The 21,288-nt window shown below is 44.5% G+C and carries 23 protein-coding genes; 6 read left to right on the top strand and 17 right to left on the bottom strand.

Going from position 1 to position 21,288, the window contains the following annotated elements:
- Window positions 1-33: 33 nt before the first annotated feature.
- From ureC to urtA, 9 genes are all read right to left on the bottom strand, one after another.
- Entirely contained in the window at window positions 34-1,737 is a 1,704-nt protein-coding gene (ureC, locus tag AWH66_RS01570; protein ID WP_063604958.1) for an urease subunit alpha, read from the bottom strand.
- Between the two features lie 31 nt (window positions 1,738-1,768).
- Window positions 1,769-2,104: an urease subunit beta gene (locus tag AWH66_RS01565; protein WP_063604957.1), complete on the bottom strand. Its 336-nt coding sequence runs from the start codon at window positions 2,102-2,104 to the stop codon at window positions 1,769-1,771.
- 9 nt (window positions 2,105-2,113) lie between these two features.
- Window positions 2,114-2,416, bottom strand: a complete 303-nt coding sequence (gene ureA / locus AWH66_RS01560) for an urease subunit gamma (RefSeq protein ID WP_006074658.1) — start codon at window positions 2,414-2,416, stop codon at window positions 2,114-2,116.
- Window positions 2,417-2,450: 34 nt separating this feature from the next.
- A complete protein-coding gene (locus tag AWH66_RS01555; protein WP_206360031.1) occupies window positions 2,451-3,374 on the bottom strand; it encodes an urease accessory protein UreD in 924 nt (307 codons plus the stop codon).
- Window positions 3,371-4,066 carry an urea ABC transporter ATP-binding subunit UrtE gene (urtE, locus tag AWH66_RS01550; protein WP_071487839.1) on the bottom strand — a complete coding sequence of 232 codons (696 nt, stop codon included), beginning with the start codon at window positions 4,064-4,066 and terminating at the stop codon, window positions 3,371-3,373. The genes AWH66_RS01555 and urtE overlap by 4 nt, the downstream gene beginning before the upstream one ends.
- Window position 4,067: 1 nt before the next feature.
- A complete protein-coding gene (gene urtD / locus AWH66_RS01545; protein ID WP_063604955.1) occupies window positions 4,068-4,919 on the bottom strand; it encodes an urea ABC transporter ATP-binding protein UrtD in 852 nt (283 codons plus the stop codon).
- On the bottom strand, window positions 4,916-6,064 hold the full coding sequence (gene urtC / locus AWH66_RS01540; protein WP_063604954.1) for an urea ABC transporter permease subunit UrtC: 1,149 nt from the start codon (window positions 6,062-6,064) through the stop codon (window positions 4,916-4,918). The genes urtD and urtC overlap by 4 nt, the downstream gene beginning before the upstream one ends.
- Window positions 6,065-6,078: 14 nt before the next feature.
- Complete coding sequence (gene urtB, locus AWH66_RS01535) at window positions 6,079-7,704, bottom strand: urea ABC transporter permease subunit UrtB (RefSeq protein WP_063604953.1); 1,626 nt, start codon at window positions 7,702-7,704, stop codon at window positions 6,079-6,081.
- A gap of 101 nt (window positions 7,705-7,805) precedes the next feature.
- The gene (gene urtA / locus AWH66_RS01530; protein WP_063604952.1) at window positions 7,806-9,095 is read right to left on the bottom strand and encodes an urea ABC transporter substrate-binding protein; all 1,290 of its coding nucleotides are present in this window, start codon (window positions 9,093-9,095) and stop codon (window positions 7,806-7,808) included.
- A gap of 383 nt (window positions 9,096-9,478) precedes the next feature.
- Here urtA and AWH66_RS01525 point away from each other — a divergent pair, with 383 nt between their 5' ends.
- On the top strand, window positions 9,479-10,855 hold the full coding sequence (locus AWH66_RS01525) for an MATE family efflux transporter (protein ID WP_063604951.1): 1,377 nt from the start codon (window positions 9,479-9,481) through the stop codon (window positions 10,853-10,855).
- A gap of 17 nt (window positions 10,856-10,872) precedes the next feature.
- Here the strand turns inward: AWH66_RS01525 and AWH66_RS01520 are convergent, their stop codons facing one another.
- The gene (locus AWH66_RS01520) at window positions 10,873-11,718 is read right to left on the bottom strand and encodes a GNAT family N-acetyltransferase (protein ID WP_063604950.1); all 846 of its coding nucleotides are present in this window, start codon (window positions 11,716-11,718) and stop codon (window positions 10,873-10,875) included.
- Window positions 11,719-11,849: 131 nt separating this feature from the next.
- Here AWH66_RS01520 and AWH66_RS01515 point away from each other — a divergent pair, with 131 nt between their 5' ends.
- Both AWH66_RS01515 and AWH66_RS01510 read left to right on the top strand, forming a co-directional pair.
- Window positions 11,850-12,515, top strand: a complete 666-nt coding sequence (locus AWH66_RS01515) for a CatB-related O-acetyltransferase (protein ID WP_063604949.1) — start codon at window positions 11,850-11,852, stop codon at window positions 12,513-12,515.
- A gap of 126 nt (window positions 12,516-12,641) precedes the next feature.
- Window positions 12,642-13,067 carry a DUF6515 family protein gene (locus AWH66_RS01510; RefSeq protein ID WP_063604948.1) on the top strand — a complete coding sequence of 142 codons (426 nt, stop codon included), beginning with the start codon at window positions 12,642-12,644 and terminating at the stop codon, window positions 13,065-13,067.
- Window positions 13,068-13,151: 84 nt separating this feature from the next.
- Here AWH66_RS01510 and AWH66_RS25840 read toward each other — a convergent pair whose 3' ends face one another.
- The 3 genes from AWH66_RS25840 to AWH66_RS01500 all read right to left on the bottom strand — a co-directional run bounded on the left by AWH66_RS25840 (window position 13,152) and on the right by AWH66_RS01500 (window position 15,794).
- Entirely contained in the window at window positions 13,152-13,316 is a 165-nt protein-coding gene (locus tag AWH66_RS25840) for a hypothetical protein (RefSeq protein ID WP_156020246.1), read from the bottom strand.
- 166 nt (window positions 13,317-13,482) lie between these two features.
- Window positions 13,483-14,940: a hypothetical protein gene (locus AWH66_RS01505; RefSeq protein WP_063604947.1), complete on the bottom strand. Its 1,458-nt coding sequence runs from the start codon at window positions 14,938-14,940 to the stop codon at window positions 13,483-13,485.
- A gap of 104 nt (window positions 14,941-15,044) precedes the next feature.
- On the bottom strand, window positions 15,045-15,794 hold the full coding sequence (locus AWH66_RS01500; protein WP_063604946.1) for a hypothetical protein: 750 nt from the start codon (window positions 15,792-15,794) through the stop codon (window positions 15,045-15,047).
- 306 nt (window positions 15,795-16,100) lie between these two features.
- Between AWH66_RS01500 and lpxL the strand changes: the two genes are divergently transcribed.
- Together lpxL and AWH66_RS01490 are read left to right on the top strand one after the other, a co-directional pair.
- Window positions 16,101-17,030: an LpxL/LpxP family Kdo(2)-lipid IV(A) lauroyl/palmitoleoyl acyltransferase gene (gene lpxL, locus AWH66_RS01495; protein WP_063604945.1), complete on the top strand. Its 930-nt coding sequence runs from the start codon at window positions 16,101-16,103 to the stop codon at window positions 17,028-17,030.
- Between the two features lie 32 nt (window positions 17,031-17,062).
- The gene (locus AWH66_RS01490) at window positions 17,063-17,464 is read left to right on the top strand and encodes a hypothetical protein (protein ID WP_063604944.1); all 402 of its coding nucleotides are present in this window, start codon (window positions 17,063-17,065) and stop codon (window positions 17,462-17,464) included.
- A 91-nt stretch (window positions 17,465-17,555) separates the two neighbouring features.
- On the opposite strand, the gene AWH66_RS01485 is transcribed toward AWH66_RS01490, so the two are convergent.
- Window positions 17,556-18,686 carry a 1-acyl-sn-glycerol-3-phosphate acyltransferase gene (locus AWH66_RS01485; RefSeq protein WP_063604943.1) on the bottom strand — a complete coding sequence of 377 codons (1,131 nt, stop codon included), beginning with the start codon at window positions 18,684-18,686 and terminating at the stop codon, window positions 17,556-17,558.
- A 199-nt stretch (window positions 18,687-18,885) separates the two neighbouring features.
- Between AWH66_RS01485 and AWH66_RS01480 the strand changes: the two genes are divergently transcribed.
- Complete coding sequence (locus tag AWH66_RS01480; RefSeq protein WP_063604942.1) at window positions 18,886-19,494, top strand: hypothetical protein; 609 nt, start codon at window positions 18,886-18,888, stop codon at window positions 19,492-19,494.
- Here AWH66_RS01480 and AWH66_RS01475 read toward each other — a convergent pair.
- The 3 genes from AWH66_RS01475 to AWH66_RS01465 all read right to left on the bottom strand — a co-directional run bounded on the left by AWH66_RS01475 (window position 19,491) and on the right by AWH66_RS01465 (window position 21,284).
- Entirely contained in the window at window positions 19,491-19,844 is a 354-nt protein-coding gene (locus tag AWH66_RS01475; RefSeq protein ID WP_240495585.1) for a helix-turn-helix domain-containing protein, read from the bottom strand. The two genes, AWH66_RS01480 and AWH66_RS01475, sit on opposite strands and share 4 nt — an antisense overlap.
- Before the next feature lie 114 nt (window positions 19,845-19,958).
- Window positions 19,959-20,582 (bottom strand): response regulator transcription factor, encoded by a 624-nt coding sequence (locus AWH66_RS01470; protein WP_006070943.1) that lies wholly within the window; start codon window positions 20,580-20,582, stop codon window positions 19,959-19,961.
- Between the two features lie 102 nt (window positions 20,583-20,684).
- A complete protein-coding gene (locus AWH66_RS01465) occupies window positions 20,685-21,284 on the bottom strand; it encodes a response regulator transcription factor (RefSeq protein WP_063604941.1) in 600 nt (199 codons plus the stop codon).
- Window positions 21,285-21,288 lie beyond the last annotated feature (4 nt).

Here is a 21,288-nt window from a genome sequence, read left to right as displayed (position 1 = left end):
GTGTTGTCCTCAATGCTTAACTATCTGTTTTTATTAAAATAAGAAGTAGCGCTGCGCCATTGGCAGTACATCCGCTGGTTCACAGACCAACAATTCACCATCCGCTCGGACTTGATAAGTCTGGGAGTCCACTTCAATATTTGGCTGCCAATCATTCAGCTTCATATCCGCCTTACTGATGGTGCGACACTGTTTAGCAACACCGATGAGACTGCCCAATCCGAGTTCCTCAGCTATTCCAGCGTTTTGTGCCGCTTGAGATACAAACAACATCGACGTGTGCTGAGAAGCCTTTCCATAGCTACCAAACATCGAACGATAGTGAACGGGTTGAGGGGTAGGAATCGAGGCGTTAGGGTCTCCCATTGGTGCCATAGCAATCATGCCACCTTTGAGAATGACACTTGGTTTTACGCCAAAGAAAGCCGGTTTCCAAAGCACCAAATCAGCCAACTTACCCACTTCAATTGAGCCAATTTCATGTGCCATGCCATGGGTAATAGCAGGGTTAATGGTGTATTTGGCGATATAACGTTTAAGTCGGAAGTTATCACTATAGCTTGAATCTTGTGGCAGACTTCCACGTTGCACTTTCATCTTATGCGCGGTCTGCCATGTGCGAGTAATCACCTCGCCGACTCGTCCCATAGCTTGTGAATCTGAAGCGATCATAGAGAACGCACCAAGGTCGTGGAGAATGTCTTCAGCGGCGATCGTTTCACGTCGGATACGCGACTCCGCGAAGGCAACATCTTCTGCAATCGAAGGGGAAAGGTGATGGCACACCATCAACATGTCCAGATGCTCATCCACCGTATTTACGGTATAAGGTCTGGTTGGATTGGTAGAAGAAGGCAACACGTTAGACTCCCCCGCCGCCTTAATGATATCTGGCGCATGACCACCACCCGCCCCTTCAGTGTGATAGGTATGAATAACTCGGTCACCAATCGCCCCCAGCGTAGATTCAACAAAGCCCGATTCATTCAATGTGTCGGTGTGAATCGCCACTTGTACATCCATCTCATCTGCGACGCTCAAACAGGTATCAATAGAAGCAGGCGTGGTTCCCCAGTCTTCATGCAGTTTTAAGCCAACTGCACCTGCGGATACCTGCTCACGTAACGCCTCTGGCCGACTGGCATTGCCTTTCCCTAGCAAACCAAAATTCATTGGGAATTGGTCGAGGGACTCCAACATACGATGCATATTCCAAGGGCCCGGAGTACAAGTTGTCGCGTTAGTGCCGGTATTAGGCCCGGTACCGCCGCCGATCATGGTAGTGACACCAGACGCAAGCGCTTCTTCGATTTGTTGCGGACAAATAAAGTGGATATGAGAGTCAATTCCACCCGCGGTAAGGATTGAGCCTTCTCCTGCTAACACTTCGGTTCCGGGGCCAACAATAATATCTACACCAGGCTGAATATCGGGATTTCCCGCTTTACCAATCGCTGCGATACGGCCGTTTTTCACCGCCACATCGGCTTTAACGATCCCCCAATAGTCGAGGATCAGCGCGTTTGTGATGACGAGGTCTGGCGTTTGACTGCTAGGTAGTTGACTTTGCCCCATACCATCACGAATGACTTTGCCACCGCCAAACTTAACTTCATCACCGTATACCGTAAGATCTTTTTCAACTTCTAACCAGAGATCAGTATCCGCTAAACGAACTCGGTCACCCACCGTAGGACCAAACATCTCTGCATAGGCTTGCCTAGAAATACTCGCCATTATTCTTCCTTGTTGTTTTGAGTTAGGCGTCTTATAAACTGCCCATGACCTTACCTTGAAATCCGTAGACTTCGCGTTTACCCGCAAAGGCAACCAGCTCTACTGTGCGTGATTGTCCGGGCTCAAAACGCGTTGCTGTTCCGGCGGCAATGTTTAAACGAAACCCCCGTGTCGCTTCACGATCAAAGCTGAGTGCATTGTTAACTTCGTAGAAATGGTAGTGAGAACCTATCTGAATCGGACGGTCACCAAGGTTTTCAACGGTAACCATCACTGTGTCTCGCCCCGTATTGAGCTCAATATCGCCCTTTGCGGTTTCAATTTGCCCCGGGACAAAGCCTGAGTAATTTGCTTTAGACGCTGCCATAGCTCCCTCCTAAACAATTGGTTCGTGGACGGTGACGAGCTTGGTCCCATCGGGGAATGTGGCTTCTACTTGCACATCAGGAATCATCGAAGGTACCCCTTCCATGACTTGGTCGGATGTGAGTAAGGTACGTCCAAAATCCATTAGCTCTGAGACGGTTTTTCCTTCACGAGCCCCTTCTAAAATTGCACTTGAGATAAATGCTACCGACTCAGGATAATTAAGCTTTAGCCCTTTCTCTTTACGCTGTTTTGCCAGCATCCCAGCGCAAAAAATCAGCAGTTTGTCCTTCTCTCTCGGGGTTAATTCCATTTAATAACCTTATGTTGTGAATATTGAATTTCGATTAGGTTGCCCAGATTCTTGGAGGCTCAGGACAGTCACCAGTCCAATGCTCGCGAACCAACTGCCAGATCTTTTGGAAGCACGCCAAGATCACTTCGCTCCAGTTTCCTAAGGCACGAATAACCAGTAAGTTTTCTAACTGGCTCGCAGCAATCAACACTGCACCTTCTTTGTGTTCTTGTTGCATGTTATTGAGCAAGGTCTGTACCAATTGGTAAAAATCCTCATCATCAATTGAAATGTAAACCGTCCCCATCATTTGATAATTCAATAAACCCCTACTTTTCAGCAAGTTATCATTACCACGAACATTCAAACCTTCAGTCAGTAGCAACTGCTTATCAAGATAAACCTCTGTTTTTCCTAGCAAATGACCTGCGCTATATCCCTCATTTAGTGCAGGCCGCCCAAAACAGTGCATTTCCCAGCCCAAAAACTGTGCACCACGCTCTAAATGGATTTCGGTATCAAGACGTACGTGTGCATCAGGAAAAAAGATGTTCTCTTGCGGTAGCCACTCCAAGCGAGAACCGCCAGCAACATGCAATGTTTGCTTTTGCTTAGCGAATTTAGACTCTGAACGATAAAACTTAGTCGCCCCAGGGGTGGTAATGAGTGATTTGGCACCTTGAATGGCATGTACGCAGATCTGTAAAGTATCTCCACCCACGACTCCTCCAGGCGGATGGAGCAAGTAGGTATGACAAGGGTTGCCCTCTGGATACAGAGGGCGCTGAATGGCAAGTGGGCCTTGTTGAGAGCGGTGTTTTAATACTGTTTTATCGCCGCGATCAATAAAGGTTAAGTCGAGACTTGCTTTCCAACCGAATTGAGTGTGAGCGTCTATTACTTGTCCAAGCGAACCCTGAACCGCAATACTTGGATTGGCGTCCATTCCTTTCTGATTTGTAACTGGGGAACTCATACTGTGAGATACTCCTTGATTAACGCGTCGTCTAGGTTCGACATCTCACCCGCCGCAACTTGCCTGCCACGATCCAGAATGCAGAATTGGTCTCCAACTTTTCTGGCAAAAGGCAGTTTTTGCTCCACCAGTAATACTGTTAAGCCAAGTTTTTCATTCAACATTCTAATGATGTCACCAATTTCCTGGACGATATTGGGCTGTATGCCTTCGGTAGGTTCGTCGAGAATCAACAGTTTTGGATTAACGACCAAAGCTCTGCCAATAGCTAACTGTTGCTGCTGACCACCCGATAAGTCGCCGCCGCGACGATGTAACATCTCTTTTAAGACAGGGAACAAATCAAAGATAAATTCAGGAATGCGTCTATCGCCTTTGTCACGAATCGGCAGACCAACTTCTAAGTTTTCTTGAACAGTCAACATGGGAAAGATTTGTCGACCTTGAGGAACATATCCAATACCCATACGAGGTCGAGATTCTGCATCATGCTTAAGTAGCGACTCTCCGTTTAATTGAATATCTCCACTTGAGACTTTCACAAGCCCCATGACACACTGAAGTAGCGTGGTTTTACCCACGCCATTTCGTCCCATCAGCACGGTGCACTTACCTTCCGGAATCGACATGTCCAAATCCCACAAGGTATGACTTTCACCATAAAACTGGTTCAATGACTGGATCTGCAACATATTATTCCCCTAAATACACTTGTTTTACTTCTGGATGAGATTGCACTTGATCCATGGTTCCTTCCGCTAAGACATGTCCTTGATGGAGCACGGTTACGTGACTGGCAATAGAGCGAACAAAATCCATATCATGTTCGACCACCACCACCGAGTGTTTGCCCGCCAGCGAGTTCAATAGCTCTGAGGTGCGATCCATTTCTTGATGGGTCATTCCTGCCACCGGCTCATCCACCAGCAGCAACTTAGGGTTTTGCATCAGCAACATGCCAATCTCTAACCATTGCTTTTGTCCATGAGATAAGTTGCCAGCCGTTAATGTGGCATGATCTTGCAGATGAATCAGCGTCAATACTGACTCTAGCTTGTCCTTTTGTTCGCCAGACAGTTTGGCAACAAACGTCCCCCAAACCCCGCGAACGCCGGACATAGCCAACTCTAAGTTCTGCCAAACGGTTAGACATTCAATAACGGTCGGTTTTTGGAACTTTCTACCAACGCCTGCATTCGCAATTTCAGACTCGTTCATTTTTAACAGGTTAATATTAGAGCCTAACCAGACTTGCCCTGTGTCTGGCTTCGTTTTGCCCGTAATGATGTCCATCATGGTGGTTTTTCCCGCACCATTAGGACCAATGATGCAGCGTAACTCCCCCTCTTTGATATATAGGTTGAGATCATTGATGGCCTTAAATCCGTCAAAGCTTTTGTTGACCCCTTCCACGTACAAGAGAACGTTATGGCGTGTGTCAATTAGGGGATGCTGATCCGGTTTTAAAAAAGAGAAAACTTCGTCTCGACGAGTCAACTCTTGAACCGAACTTTTCAGCTGTTGGGCTCGATGCAGTGTCGTCATACTGTCACCTCCTCTGCCTTAGTTTTCGGGTTAGATGCCTTTTTACGGATTTGTCGGATTTTGTCGGATAAGAAGCCAATTAAACCCTTAGGGAAATACATCGTTGAGAGGACAAACAACCCACCTAAGGCAAACAACCACACTTCTGGAAACTCAACCGTAAACCAACTTTTTGCGTAGTTGATCACCAATGCCCCTACAATGGCACCGAACAAGGTAGCGCGACCGCCAAGGGCAACCCAGACAACTACTTCAATGGAGTTGAGAGGCGCAAACTCACCAGGGTTAATGATGCCCACCTGTGGGACATATAAAGCGCCCGCAACACCTGCTATGACTGCCGATAACACAAAGATCCAAAGCTTGATACCATCGACGTCATAGCCCATAAATCGGGTTCTTGACTCAGTATCACGAATCGCCATCGAAACACGTCCTAATCGGCTGCTTATCACGGTTCGACAGACCATATAACTCACAACCAAAGCGATGCCAGTAATCATAAATAGCGCTATTTTGGTGGCGTCCTGCTGTAAGCTGAAGCCTAAGATGTCTTTAAAGTCAGTGAGACCATTGTTGCCACCAAACCCCATCTCATTGCGGAAAAAAGCCAACATTAATGCGTAGGTCAAAGCCTGGGTCATAATGGATAAATACACGCCCGACACACGAGAGCGGAAAGCGAGATATCCAAACACGTAAGCCAAGACACCAGGAACCAACACCACCATCAAACAAGCAAACCAGAATTGGTCAAAGCCCTGCCAAAACCAAGGTAGGGCTTGCCAGTCTAGAAACACCATAAAGTCCGGCAAAATAGGATTGCCATAGACTCCCCGGTCACCAATTTGACGCATCAAATACATACCCATGGCATAACCGCCAAGAGCAAAAAACGCCCCGTGTCCAAGACTCAAGATCCCTAGATAACCCCATACTAAGTCCACAGCGAGCGCCAACATGGCGTAACTTAGATACTTGCCCATAAGTGAAATGGTAAAGGTTTCAACATGAAGTGGGTGACCTACCGGCAACAAAGTGTTTGCCAGTGGCACGACAACAACAGCAGCTAGAAGAGCAAGAATGGTAAGCTGACCACCCTTATCCCCCCTTAATGCCGATAGAACAAAAGATTTAGATTGCATAGTGTCAGTTATCCTTAACCTTCAGCCGCTCGCCCGCGCTGTGGAAATAAACCACGTGGACGTTTTTGAATGAACAAAATGATGAATACCAGTACCAAGATTTTGGCCAATACCGCCCCAGCCCAAGGTTCAAGGATTTTGTTGAATAGGCCTAGGCTTAACCCAGCAACGAGTGTTCCCCACAAGTTGCCGACACCACCAAACACCACCACCATAAACGAGTCTATGATGTAGGCCTGCCCCATATTCGGACCAACATTGGTAAGCTGGGATAACGCAACCCCAGCTACTCCGGCCACGCCAGACCCTAGCCCAAACGTCAACGCATCCACTCTCTCAGAGCGAATACCCATTGCTCTCGCCATAGCTCTATTTTGTGATACGGCCCGAACCTGCAGACCCAATGGGGTTTTCTTTAGCACCATCACCAAACCGATAAACACCATGATGCAGAACAAAATGATGTAAAGGCGGTTATAGGTAAGCGACAGCATTGGATTGACTTGCAGCGCACCTGACATCCAATCAGGTGTGCTCACCGAGCGATTAAGTGGAGAGAAGATGGAGCGCACAGCTTGCTGCAGGATCAAACTGATCCCGAAAGTCGCTAGCAAGGTTTCTAATGGTCTACCGTAAAGATGACGAATGACGCTTCGCTCAATGGCAATACCTACTAATCCAGAGACAATAAACGCCATAGGGATAGAGAGAATCAGCGCTAAACCAATTTGGTTTGGCATCAACTGCTGCATGACATAGGTGGTGTAAGCTCCGATCATAATCAACTCACCGTGCGCCATATTAATCACACCCATCACACCAAAGGTGATAGCTAACCCAATTCCAGCAAGTACCAAAACAGAGCCTAAACTGAGCCCGAAAAATACCGTTTCAACCCCTGAGTAGAGTTTTTGACTCTGTTGATAACGGTCGAGCGCCCGCTCTGCTGCAGCAAGCACTAGTTCATCAGTTTCCGTTTTCAACACTTGATTAAGCGTTGATAACACCACCGATTGCTTGTATTCAGACAGAACATCAATGGCGGCAATACGCTGCTCAGGGGTGCTACCTGTTAGAGCATCATCAATGGATACTGCGAGCCGCAGCAGGTTCGCTATTTCTCGCTCCGTCTCAATACTGGCTCTTTGTTTAAGTCGGGAGATAACTGCATCGTCAGTTTGCCCAACTAATGCCGTTACTGCATTTAAGCGAATCGTCGTATCAGCATGATCCAATCCGAGCGAGGCAATTTCTAGACGAATTAAGCTCCGTAGCTTGTTGTTCACTCGAACTTTTTTGAACTGACGAGAAGACTCTACAGCAAGCGCTGTATCACTCCAGGTACTGACTACTTGAGCCGCATTGCGGATATTGCTTGATAGAAATAAGTGTTGGTATTGGTCACTCGACTTGTCATTGTAATAATACAGATTGCCTTGCAGCCAAGCGGTTAACACGGATTTGGCTACATCGTTGGGCTCGTTGTCCACGAGCCATGACATTGCCGCTTGTTTTTGAGGGGTGCTTTTCCCTATGAGCGCTTTGGAGAAAGACTCTCGGTCACTTACGTTTGCCAACGCGACATTCGTACTCAAAATTAAGAACACGACCACTTTCAATAATTGAGTTATGTTTTTCATGAAATGCGTCCTTTGCGTTGCCCTCTACTTGAAATACATTGAGGACAAAATCTAAAAGGTGCTTTCACGAGAAACCGTAAAAGCACCGTACCGTCTAGCAACTAGTTTGTGCTTCCTGAGCACTTACCAGTTTCGACGTTAAACGCACCACAAGAAAATGGTTTAGACCAGCTAGAGTAGAGCTTTGCAGATTCTGGCAAGAAGTTTGACCAAGCATCACCAGCCACTAAGCCCGTAGTTTCCCAAACGATATCAAACTGCCCATCGTCTTGAATCTCACCGATCAACACGGGTTTGGTAATGTGGTGATTAGGTAGCATAGTCGAGTAGCCCCCGGAGAGATTCGGCACCGAAACACCAATTAGCGCATCTTGAACTTGTTCTGCATCAGTAGTACCCGCATTGGTGACCGCTTGAGTCCACATGTTGAAACCAATGTAGTGTGCTTCCATCGGATCATTCGTCACTCGTTTGTCACTCGCGATAAACTTCTGCCAAGTTTCTACAAATTCTTCGTTTGCCTGCGTATCGACACTCATAAAGTAGTTCCAGGCTGCCAGATGTCCGACTAACGCCGACGTATCCATCCCAGAGAGCTCTTCTTCACCCACGGAGAATGCGACAACGGGAATATCTTCCGAAGAGACACCTTGCGCGCCTAACTCTTTATAAAAGGGGACATTCGCATCGCCATTGATCGTAGAAACCACCGCCGTTTTTTTACCCTCAGAGCCAAATTTCTTAATATCTGAAACAATAGACTGCCAATCAGAATGACCAAATGGCGTGTAGCTGATCATGATATCTTTCTCACTGACACCTTTGTCTTTTAGGTAAGCCTCTAGGATCTTGTTCGTCGTACGTGGATAAACATAGTCCGTCCCTGCCAGCACCCAGCGCTCGACGTCTAGTTCGGTCATCAGGTAGTCAACTGCTGGAACGGCTTGCTGATTTGGCGCGGCGCCAGTGTAGAACACATTCTTCGAAGACTCTTCGCCTTCGTACTGCACTGGATAAAATAAGATGCTGTTTAACTCTTCAAACACGGGCAACATCGATTTACGAGATACCGATGTCCACCCACCAAACACCACATCCACTTTTTCTTTTTCCACTAATTCGCGGGCTTTCTCCGCAAACAATGGCCAGTTGGAAGCAGGATCGACAACCACAGCTTCTAGCTGTTTCCCGAGTAAACCGCCCTTTTTGTTTTGCTCTTCCACCAGCATTAAGATGGTATCTTTTAGCGTGGTTTCACTGATGGCCATGGTGCCGGATAATGAGTGCAATACTCCGACTTTAATCGTTTCTTCCTCAGCCACTGCCATACCCGATACAAGAGCCATTGAAGCACTCACTGCAGCAAGTTTAAGTTTGAACGTCATGTTCATGTTGGATATCTCCTTATTATGAATAGTTATGTCTAACTTTCATATTTCAAGAAGAATGCCAGATATGATAAGAATAATTACATAACCTCAAACAACTGAATATTAAAGCTTTTATCTAAACTATCTCCAGATTGAAGCTTAATACTCATTCTGGTGCGCTGCATATTGGTGCAATCATAGGTAGAATTTCACCAAGTTAGCGATATCTCTCGCAATATTTATCACCTGTCTTTGTTCTTTAGCCTCAAGCTAGAAAAAGCCTCCTTGGTTTACGCTTTCATATAGGAAAAATTGCGACTAACTCGACATCTCATCTAAGGTAACTGATTGCATATCATGTTGATTCTTATTAATTTAATAAGACAGACAGCAGGGAGAAAGCGATGCAACAACAAACCTTTAGTGAATTTGTCAAACGTGTTTTGATGCTCGGCGTGCCTATCGCTTTGCAAAGCTTACTGATGAGCAGTTTGGGGTTTGTTGATAGTTTAATGATCAGTCAATTGGGCACGCAGGAAGTCGCGGCTGCAGGTATTGGTGCGAGGGTATTTTGGGTTTCTATCGTTTTTATCTGGGGATTAAGCTCCGGAATGGGGATTTTACTTGCTCAATATTGGGGCGCACAAGATGAGCATGGCCTAAAGAACAACCTTGCATTAGGCACTATTGTGACCCAAGTATTTGCCTTTCTCTGCTTTGCTATCTGCTTTTTTACGCCGCAATTACTGCCTCAACTATTTAATCCAAGTCGCGAAGTACTTGCACTCTCTAGCCAATATGTACAACTGCTGGGCATCGCGACACTGCTCTCAGGATTAACCATTGCTGCAGATACGGCACTGCGCTCAATTGGGCAAACGCAAATCAATCTTTATCTGTCCATCATGGAGATTGGCCTGAACGTTACGTTGAACTACGTACTCATCTTCGGCCACTTTGGTGCCCCAGAACTTGGTTTACTTGGCGCAGGCATCGGCAGTGTAATCGCACGTAGTCTTCGTCTTATTGCCGTCATCGCTCTTATCTATTATCGATACCCAGCGCTCGCACTCCGCCTTGAACATATATCCAATGCTTTTAAACCATCATTGGTTCGTAAGTTTTTCACGATTACCTACCCTATTGTTGTTGGAACCTTTATTTGGTGCGCGGGGATCTTTACCTTCCACTTGATTCTTGGCCGCATGGGCGAAACCGAACTGGCGACTATGGCTGTGATTACACCGCTAGAGTCTATTGGACTCTCTGTGGCCCATGGTTTATCTAGCGCTGTCGGTATTATGATTGGCAACAGTTTGGGTGCGAATCAGTTTGGACTCAGCACCATTTACGCACGCTGGGCATTCAAATCCGCCGTTCTACTTGGCGCTCTGCTCGGCGCACTATTACTGATAATGCAAACTGCCATATTGCAACTCTATGGAGCGCTATCGTTAGACGTTATCGACTTGATGACACTAAGCTTCCCAATTGTCGCGTTGAGTATCTTGATGCGCAGCATCAACATCACCTTGATTGTGGGGATTTTGCGTAGCGGCGGAGACAACAAATTTTGCATGAATATGGACTTTGTTTGCCAGTGGGTGTGGGCAGTTCCACTCACCGCCTTAGGGGCGATGTTCTTTGACTGGTCGTTTCCAGTGGTATTATTAATGATGACATCAGAAGAGATCGTCAAAGCTTTCCCGGCTACTTGGCGTGTATTCAGCCATCGATGGGTCAACAATCTGACTGACAGCGAACCACGACCCACCGCTTAACATGAGCTTTCTGGCAGCTAACCAATTTCAAAAGAAGTCACACCAAAGGTTCTACTAAGTGCAATATCAGGACTGCCCTTGGTATACATGCGCGCCGTCTCAAAACAGGCGGTCATTTGATGATTTGATGCAAACTCTAGCGCTGATTTATTGGTTTCAGGTACATCTAGAAAAACCGGCTGGTCTGGCTCAACACTCGAAGTAAGTCCAGTATAGAGCATGTTTGCAAGATTCATTGAGTCAGCAAATAACGGTCCTATTTTATACCCGTCTTTGCACGGCCTAATAACCCCAATACCTTTAATATCAGAAGGTGTACCAACATATAAAGCCACGCTGTTCGGCTGAAACAGCCATGATTGGTAGAACTCTTCTCGATGCGACGGGAAAAATGGAAGCAAGTACTGCTGAGCTAAATCCAAACTTACACTATGCAAAGGCTTGATGGTCTCTTGATTATATGGCGACGATACGGTCAGGCTTTGATAGCGAATATTACGGTGTGACAAGACAAATCCAGATCGTTTGTAGTTGTCCTGTTGGTCTACGACGCCATCCAAAGCAACATTGCAACCTTCTAAATAAGCCATACCTTTACGCCAAATTTGTATTCCATACCCTTTCCCCCGATACTCTGGTTTAACGATATAAAACCCCAAGAAGCCAAAGTTGTGGTCATATTTGATCACAGAAATACACGCTATCGGCTCACCGTCAAAACTCCCTATCAAGAAGCCTGATGGATCAGCAAGGAAGTACTGCTGCGCATCATTGAGCCCTGGGTTCCAGCCCTCTTTCGCCGCCCACTCCACCGCTAACTGCACGTCTTCCAAATTCATTTGTCTAATATGAAATCCCTTCATATTTACACCTTTCATTGCGTCTACTGTTATAAGTAACTTAGTGGGCAATACAAACTTCGACAAGAAGGTCATTGGAAGCAGCTAAAGGTCGTGCTAGATTTTGTGAGTCATTACCAAAAAGAACGAAAGACATGAATACATTTCCTAACTGGCTTCAAGGTGAAGTCATCAAAGACAAGGTTACTAACCCTAATATTCAGGTTGGCGACTACTCCTATTACTCTGGCTTCTACCACGGCAAGAGCTTCGAAGATATTGCAGTTCGCTACCTATTGGGCGACAAACCCACGAAAGAATTTTGGGAAAGCGGCGCTTATACCGATATCGATAAACTGATCATCGGTAAGTTTTGCTCTTTTGCGTCAGGGGTAACGTTTATGCTTGCCGGCAATCAAGGGCATCGACTTGATTGGATTTCTACCTTCCCATTCTCACAAGAAACCTTCGGTGCTGACGTCAAAGATGGCTTTCAGAAAGCGGGCGATACCATCGTTGGCAACGATGTGTGGATTGGCAGTGAAGCGATGATTATGCCTGGTGTCAAAATCAGCGATGGCGCGGTCATTGGCGCTCGTTCGGTTATCACCAAAGACGTAGAGCCGTATACCATAGTGGTTGGTCATAATACGGTGATAAAAAAACGTTTCAGCGAAGATCAGATCAATAAATTGCTTGAGATGCAGTGGTGGAACTGGCCTCTAGATACACTAAAACAAGTTATGTCCGTAATGTGTAGCCCTGATATTGATGCGTTGTATCAATACTATAAATCACATCCAGACTTAACGCATTCATGATAACTATCTGAGTAAGTTAACTTATTGTCGCTTCATGTAAAACCTACCAGCAGCTGACAGACCGTTAACTCGACAATCGTCAATACATAGACAATGACCTGAGAACACACATCTCTTAGGTCATTCATGAACAAAAAATTCTCCCCAAAAGCGCCATTACTCATCTTATTCTTGAGCGTATTGTCCTCCCCTACCTTTGCTGACCCTTGGCACAAACACTTCGACAAACCGTGGAAAAAGCACAAACATCATAAGAAAGAAGTTCACATTGTACACCACTATGAGCCTCATAGATTGCCAGACTCCGCCGTTATGCTAGCCATCGCAGGCGTTACCTATGCGTTGATTGATGGTCACTACTACAAAAAAGAGAAGCACAAATACATTATCGTAGAGAAGCTACCAAAAAGGCGTTACCGACTAGGACAAATGGTGAAAAAGCTCCCTGAGGGGGCGACGACAGTGAATAAAAGAGGACAACAGTACTTTGTTTCGAGAGGAAATTGGTTTCTTGCGGTGGGCAATGGTAAGTACGTTGTGGTTGAGCCGTAGCTCCTAAAGAAGGGGGACTTAGGCGATACTCACATGAACTGCTTTAGGGAGTATCGCTTACTTTTCAAATCCTTGAAAGGCTGGTTACATAACCCAAGTTAGGCTAAGTAACAAAACTACAGCTGAAGTCGCAAGGTACATAGTTAGGATAGTTGCGATCTCACCTAGAGTAGAAGTTGAAGATTTTGATGCTTTTTCTACTTCTGTAGTTTTCTCAGTGTCCAATGTTGATAGAAGTGCTGCGTTCATTTTCTCTACCTTATGTAATAACATTTCAAAAGACAGAGCGAATTTTACTCATTTCGTGACCAAGGTCAAATGTTTTAAGTAATTTAATTACAAATAATTTTGTAGATTCTCGATTAGTTTATCTAATCCGGCTTAATCGTCATCTCTTTGGATGGGCAAACCGCAGTTAAAAGCGTCGGGTTAGACTCGAAACGAACTGACGCTTTTTACTTCCATTCTGTCCATACTCCATAGAGAGAGACCAATCTCGATTGAAGTTATAGTTGGCACCGACTAACCCCAACCACTTATCAATATTCTCTTGCTCAACCTTATAATCAATAGACTCACTGGTTCCTGGGATTGGTTGTGACCCCGAAATGGTCAAACGGCTATCCAGATAGGTTGCCCCAGCATAAATGGCAATGGATTGAGTGCCTTTAAGTGGAATTTGCTTACCAACACGAGGAGAAATATTAAGAACAAATCCTTCAGCATCACTACGACGCATGTCCGCATAAGAGGCCGAAATTGGCACCGTAAAGAAGTAGTCTTTCCATCCTGAAGCTAGGATAGTACCAACGGTGTAGTTGGTACCACTCAAGTCAGCCACCACTGGTACCGTTAGCGAGCGCTCTTGGAGAATACAAACGGGTTTATTAATTATTCTTGAGCAATCCTCACCGATTTGATTGAGAAAGTCGTTCCCATCAATAGTGAATTGAATATCGGCTTCACCACTGATTTTACCAACCGTTGCGAAGACATTCATAAACGGGAATACCCAAGCATCTAACTTTAACTGTGGCGTTTGTGTATGGCTGGTATTGTTATCAAACGAAACGAAGTCAATCGGTACTTTGTTAGAACCTCGAAAGCCTACTTCTAAATCATTAAGCTGCATTTGTTGGAATGTATCGGCATAAATCACACTAATACCAAATGGCTTTGGCAAACTAAACCCTTTATCAATAACATTCTGAGCATAGAAAGGTAGTGCTCGGTCCCACTTTTTAGGTGGCACATCGCTGGCAGCAATAGGCTCTTTATTTGCTACTCGGTTCTCTCCAAGCCCTGTCTCTGTTAGGTCGTAGTTGACCGAAACCGACACTACTTTCGCACTACCGACGGCGCCGCCACCTGAACTAGAAATAAGATAAATAGGTACGTCTTCGTCTCTACCCGCTAAGCTCATACTGCTAAACTGACCACCTTCACCTAAAAACCACTCTGCTCCGACTGAGGGTTCCCAAGATCCACTGCGATATTCCTTTAATGTTGAAGCATCATTGAAGATGGCCAAAGCTTGAGTCGTACCCATCGAAAGGCCTGCCCCCACTTCGTATCGGTTGACGTCGATATAGGTTACTGAACCATCTTGTTGGTCATAGATTGCCCCAACGCCTGTACCCCCACCTAAAACTGGGATCTTTACGTTGGACATAGAAACGGCGGCATAACCATCAGCATAGGCAAGCCGCTCAGGTAAGTCAGGGTAACGCTCGCTGAGTCGGTTAATCAGTGTATCTGATGTGGCATTAATCTCTTCGCGGGCCGCTTGGCGCTCTTCTGGAGGAATGGAAGAACTGCAACCTGCCAGTGTCAATATACTCAATGCAACAATGTATGGATGTTTGCTGTGCATAGCGGCCCCCAAGTCAAAAGGAGGGCAGCCTACTTTATTGTGCGCTATGTCTCATCATAAGACACCGATTCAATCAATCGTTAGCAAATATTAATAGCTTTGATTCAATCCTGTAGCCGTTTAGCGGCTGAAACAAATCCTTCGCGTGCATTTTCTATGATGGGAAAGCCATGCGCTGGTAGCAAAGTATCATAACTCAACATCGCCTTTTCCATTAGCTCACTGATGGTTGGCTTAGCCATTTTCAGCCATCCAGGACCAAAATTACTTGGTGAAATGAAACCCATTTTGGGCATCATCCACTTTGCAAACCAATTGAAATATTCATCAGGTCGGGACCAATTCTGCATACTGTCGCCGGATATCAAAATGCCTTTATTCCGTTGCAGCAGAATCAGGCCTTCTTTGGGAGTGCTGGTGGAAAACTCATGGTAGGACGCCTTATTAATAGGGAGAGCATCACCCGATTTTAGAATTCGATCCGCACGGTAGTATTCTGCACTCCCTTCACTCGAAAACCCTCTTAGATAAGGCGCATCCACAGACCATAAAGTTGCCCCAAACGTTTCTTTGTAAAAAGGATCGTCAAAGCCATGAAAGGCCGCTAATCGAATGATGTGTTTGACGTCGCCCAACTCATCTAACTCAGCGATGCCTTTGTCACTCAGTCTCACCGAGTTTATTAAAATAAGGTCTCCACCTTGTTTAATCACAATCATATTTCGACTAAAGACGAGATTAAACGGTCCCCATTTAGGGTGTGGCGCTTTCATGGAAACAGACCCTGTGACCAAATAAATATTTTCCAATACCTGGGTCAATTCACCATGGGGTAACGCTTCGGGATAGTTCATTAGGTCACCTTAATATGCAAACTTGATTTGATTATAGACAACCACTGACAAATCACTACGTTACATGACATTAAGTCAATCAATAGATCTTTATAATTCCATAACTAGTCGGTATTAAGCATTCAATATTGAGATTAATAACCACCACCAATGGAACGCACTCTCATCAAGAAATATTAGTAATACTGACGGTATTCAACGCTTCTCCGAGTCACTTCTTCACTGAACTGCTCGATTTTATATTCATTATAAATTGCCCGAATTACCAATAGGGATCATTGGCAATTAAACGCGAATACTCTAACTATGAATATTGTACCAAGACCGTTATTTTCAGTGCGAATGTTAGCCCCTAAATACTGGGGAATCTGGTGCGCCTTTGGCTTTCTCGCTTCCATCGTCAATGTTCTTCCCTACTCCTTGTTACGCGGAATAGGCACTGGAACGGGATTATTGGCAATGAGAATACTCAAGAAACGGTCCCAAGTTGCCGCCCAAAATCTAGCACTTTGTTTTCCTCATTACACTGCTAAACAACGCGACTTAATACTGAGAAACACGTTTAAACGCACTGGTATAGCACTTTTTGAAACGGGTATGGCTTGGTTTTGGCCTGAATGGCGACTACGCAGAATATCTTCAGTTGTCGACCGGGAAACCCTTTTAGAACAAGAAGCTTCGGGGCGAGGAACCTTGGTTGTGTGTAGTCATCATCTAAACCTAGAAATGACCGCCTCCATATTTGGTCAGTTCGCCCAGGGCTTTGGTGTTTATCGACCTCATTCAAACCTGGTCTACGAATTCATTCAACACCGAGGTCGTACCCGAAGTGGGCATCAAATGATTGACCGAACAGACGTAAGAACCATGCTAAGAGCTCTTAAAAAGGGATACCGACTCTGGTATTTACCTGACCATGATTATGGCCATCACAACTCAGTGTTTGCACCGTTTTTCGCCGTGAAGCAAGCTGCTGTAACCGCCGGTCCTAGCGTGCTCATTGATGCCACAAACTGTGCCGTAATATCAGGGGTTACTGTCGTACAAGACAATCATTATACGTTGCACATTGGCAAGGATTTGAGTGAACAAATTCCAAGGCGCGATCCTGAAACTGCTGCCAAGGTGCTAAACAAAGAACTAGAAGGGATGATTGAGCGCGATATTCCGGGTTGGATGTGGCTACACAAACGGTTTAAGACGCGTCCAGAGGGCGCGAGCAGCCTGTACTCTTAATAAATGATTCCTAAAAAAAGGACTTTTGTAGTATGTTTCGAGCCCTACTCCTAATATTGATCATTGCCGTAACCTCTCCAGTTAGATCGATGGAGTATGAGACTTTAAGTATCGATCAGCCAGCGATACACTATTCCGAATTGGCGTTTCCAAATAACGATAACATCCAACCTAATCGCAGTGACTTCTCTGTCAATAACTATGTTCTCATGAGCAGCGAGTCAGGCGAGCGGTGGGCGGTCATTACTGTTACCAATACGTCCTCAGCCAAACGTACTATCAATCAAACACAGTTAGTTGCTATCTTGGCTAATGGCGAACGTATATTTGCTGAAGACTTCCATGAATCAGTTAGTCCGAACAAAACCACTTCTCTCACTATTAACTTTGGTTGGAACAAATTTCCAATTTTATCGATCTATTCAAGACACTAAGCGTCAATTAGCCGCTTGCCTTTTCTAAAAATAAAAAACCAGTCAATACGACTGGTTTTTTTAACTTTGAGCTCGTGCCCTACAGCAAAAATTAAGCGGAGAGTTTCTCGCGCTCTTTAATGATGTTTTTTACCGGGTTCGCATAGCTATCAATTAAGAACGAGTGAGCACCCTCTGGTAAAGCATCCAATTTATCTTGAAGCGTCGCGCGAGTCGTTCCAGTGATAAACTCATCTTCCAAACCTGCAGCCAACTTATTGATTGGAAACAGTGTGTAGTTTTCGTGAATCTGACGATCAATCTCTTCTGCAAGCGCTTCTGGCGTATCAAAATCTTGATCGATTACGTCACCAAACACAACGTGAACACTATCTTTACGGCCTACAATACCTTGAACGATACTCTCGATATCTTCAAATTCTCCTTTCTCGTAGTTACCATGCGTCGCTTTCTCGTAAAGCTCGTTAGCTTTCGCGATATCACATGGATCGTTTTCGTACGAAATCGAAACAGGGACAATCTTTAAAGAACGGATGTATTCAGCAAAAGGTATCTTTTGCTTACGCCCTTCTACGTGGAACATTTTAAGAATAGCCGGATCAGTAAAATCGTTACCATCTTTTGCTCGGCCTTCTTTTTGGGCGATCCAAATGGAATTGCCTGTGTCCAGTGAGTGCTTAATGTATGACGACAAAGTACCCAACGCCTTCATCATTTCACGAGGGCCTTTCAAGGAGCGCTTTACAATGAAGCTCTTGTTTAGACGCATCAGTTCTGTAGCGCAAGGCTTCTTCAACAGGTTGTCACCAATCGCGATACGAACTGTTCTATGGTTCCCTTCATGCAGACCATAGTTGACTAGGGCCGGATCCATCGCAATGTCTCGGTGATTGGAGACAAATAGATACGACGTATTTTTGTCTAGTTTGTCGAGACCTTTGTACACCACGCCTTTCGTCGTCGTATCCAAGGTTTGCTCTAGGTATTTTTTTACCTCTAGTTGAATAGCTTCAACGCTATCCAGTTTCGCCCACTTGAACTTTAAGTACACTTTTACCATTGGGCTCATAAGAGCTTTGAACCAAGGGGCATGATTTGAAAAGCGATGTTGCAAAATTGCATCTATAAACTCTGCATCATTAATCAAACGATCAATCGCTGCAGGAATCTCTTCGTCGTTGTACGGACGAATATCAATATATGGGTCGTTTTGTGTTGTCATGTTTGTTACATCAAATTAAAAGCTGCACTATTCTACGCTTAGTGTATAAAGACCGCAGCTAACTTAAGTCTATTTTTGTTAAGGTCAGACCACACTTTTGCATGATTGTTCAGCACAGCGCACATAAAAGTGCGATCTTTGGTTGGATTTGGGATTCACTCACGGTAATCTACGCGCAGTTTAACTACCAAAGATCATCATGAACCACGCCATAGACTTTCAATCCATCAGCTACGACTTGCTGACCATTACATCTCGTAAAAAGACACTACATAATCAGCTGTTCAGAGTTGAAAGTGGAAAGGTATTGTTGAAGCTTGGAAAAAATGAATATGTCTTTAACGCCGGTGATGCTTTTTGGCTACCTATCGAGTGTTTGATGAGCTTAACCATCCTTCCAAACAGTCAGCTAAGCTTGGTTAAATTATCGGTAAGACTTGCAGATCAGTTTCCTAAGAAAGCTGGCAAGGTTCATTTGAGCCCACTTTCTAAAGCACTGCTAGATAAACTACTTCATGAAAGCGATTTAGCGACCGTTAATGACTTACTGCAAGTCGTGCGACGTGAGATTATTGAACTGCAGCCTAAGCTCGCGCAAACGCCAGAATGCTTGGCGATAAGCAAATGGCAACCTAAGACCGATAGTATTTCTGGTGAGTTAGCACTTGTGCTTTTGGTAAGAGAAGCACGCAAACAACGATTGTCAGGTACGAAGTTAGGCGTCATTTGTGACAATCTTTTTGCGGGAAACAAAGAACAATTGCAGTTGCTTTCTCAAAGTCTACTAGGCAATACCGAATTAGACTAACCGATATTACCACCAACAAAATTAATATTCATAAGACAGTAACCAAAACCGCGAATATTGACGACGTCAAACTCGGTTTTGGACTCCCTTAGAACATTACGGCATTTGTGAATCGTATGCGTTAAGTTATTATCCGTCACCGGACGTTGCCAAACATAGTCTTTGATGTTGTATTTCGAAACTATGTGGTTTTCTCCATAACGGGAAAAAACACATAAAGTACGAACTGTAAGCATCGACATATTGGTAAGGGAGTTCATCTCTACGACTTTCTCCTCATCAATTTTTAGCTTCAGCCCTAAATACATTTGAAGCTTATTTAGTTGCTCACACCCAGTGCAAGAACTCATATCACACACATGTTCACATTTCACCGAAATATAACCTTAAGCTGACTATTAGCTACCATTTTTATCTTGGTTTTATGATAGCTAATAGTCGATATGCATATCATAGGAGTTATGCTACCTCGCTGTAAGAAAGCTCTCACAAGCATTCACTTTCGGTACAAGATCCATGATATTGGATACGTCAAATTTCTCTAACACTCTCTTTTTATAGGTTGAGACAGTTTTATCACTGATATTCAGTCGACGAGCTACCTCTTTATTTCTATGGCCTTCAGTAAGTAATTTAAGTACTGTTAATTCTCGGTCTGAGAGTTGAACTTCATTAACTTGCTCATGGTTCTGATGTTTTTTAAATGCATAGCCATTGGCCGCAGCCATTAGACAAGCTTCTAGGGTTTCGATTGAGTCTAGACGAGATACGACGCCCATAATCCCCATAGTGTTAAATAGTCGCATGTAAGACATAGACGTATTCATACTATAAGCAATGGTATAAATATGAGGTCGTGATTCTGACAGAAAGGTCATCAACTCAGACGCAGCAGATAGGTCACTCATTGGATCAAACAGGATACAGTGCACCGATTTAGTTTGAGTGATGGTATGAACATCAGAATAATCTCGAAGACTATAGATGTTACCTGCGAATGACTGATTGGTAATAAGCTCGGTTAATGACTGACGTAATAATGGTTGGGGTTCGACAACAATAAAGTTGATAGAATTTTCTTGTAACATGACTACCTCGTAGATTAATTAACTTGAGTAATCCATTACCGAGGCGCCATAGTATTTAAATTTGTTTCACTGCGGGGAAAAGCTAGTTTTCCTAAAAAGAAATCACTTTAAGATATAGCTCGAGTTTTTGACAAGCATAAACACAGAACGCACATCGTATTTGTCTAGAATTCGACGTTTGTAAGTACTAACCGTCTTCTCACTAATGTTCATCCTTCGAGCAATTTCTTTGTTTGTATGTCCATCCAATAACAGCCGAAGCACAGCACTCTCACGAGTAGATAGCTTGATTGTTCCGTTGCCGTGAGAAGTGGTCGTATTGATTTGGCGAAAATAGGTATAACCACTATTTACTGCTTTAATCGCATCAGCAACTCGAGAAACACTTTCTTTTTTGTCCAAGTAACCGGAAGCTCCTGCACTGACTGCTAAATCAGAACACAATTTTTCATCTTTACTCGAAATAACAATGACTTTACCATCAAAGCCAAACCGTTTTGCTTTGTGAAGTAAATCGAAACCATCATCATCACCCAACTCAATATCTAATACGAGGATATCAATCTTATTCTCAGCCAAAAAAGACAACGCTTTTTTGGCATTAAACGCTTGTTCAACAACAACATTTTCAAAGTTCTCTTCAATTACATTTTCGAGCGCCGCACACACTAGCGGATGATCATCAACGATCAAAATATTCATTCAT

It is taken from the genome of Vibrio barjaei, assembly GCF_001639065.2.
Taxonomy (GTDB): Bacteria; Pseudomonadota; Gammaproteobacteria; order Enterobacterales; family Vibrionaceae; genus Vibrio; species Vibrio barjaei.
The sequence above is the reverse complement of the archived record's forward strand: the minus strand, read 5'-3'. Positions and strand labels throughout refer to the sequence as shown.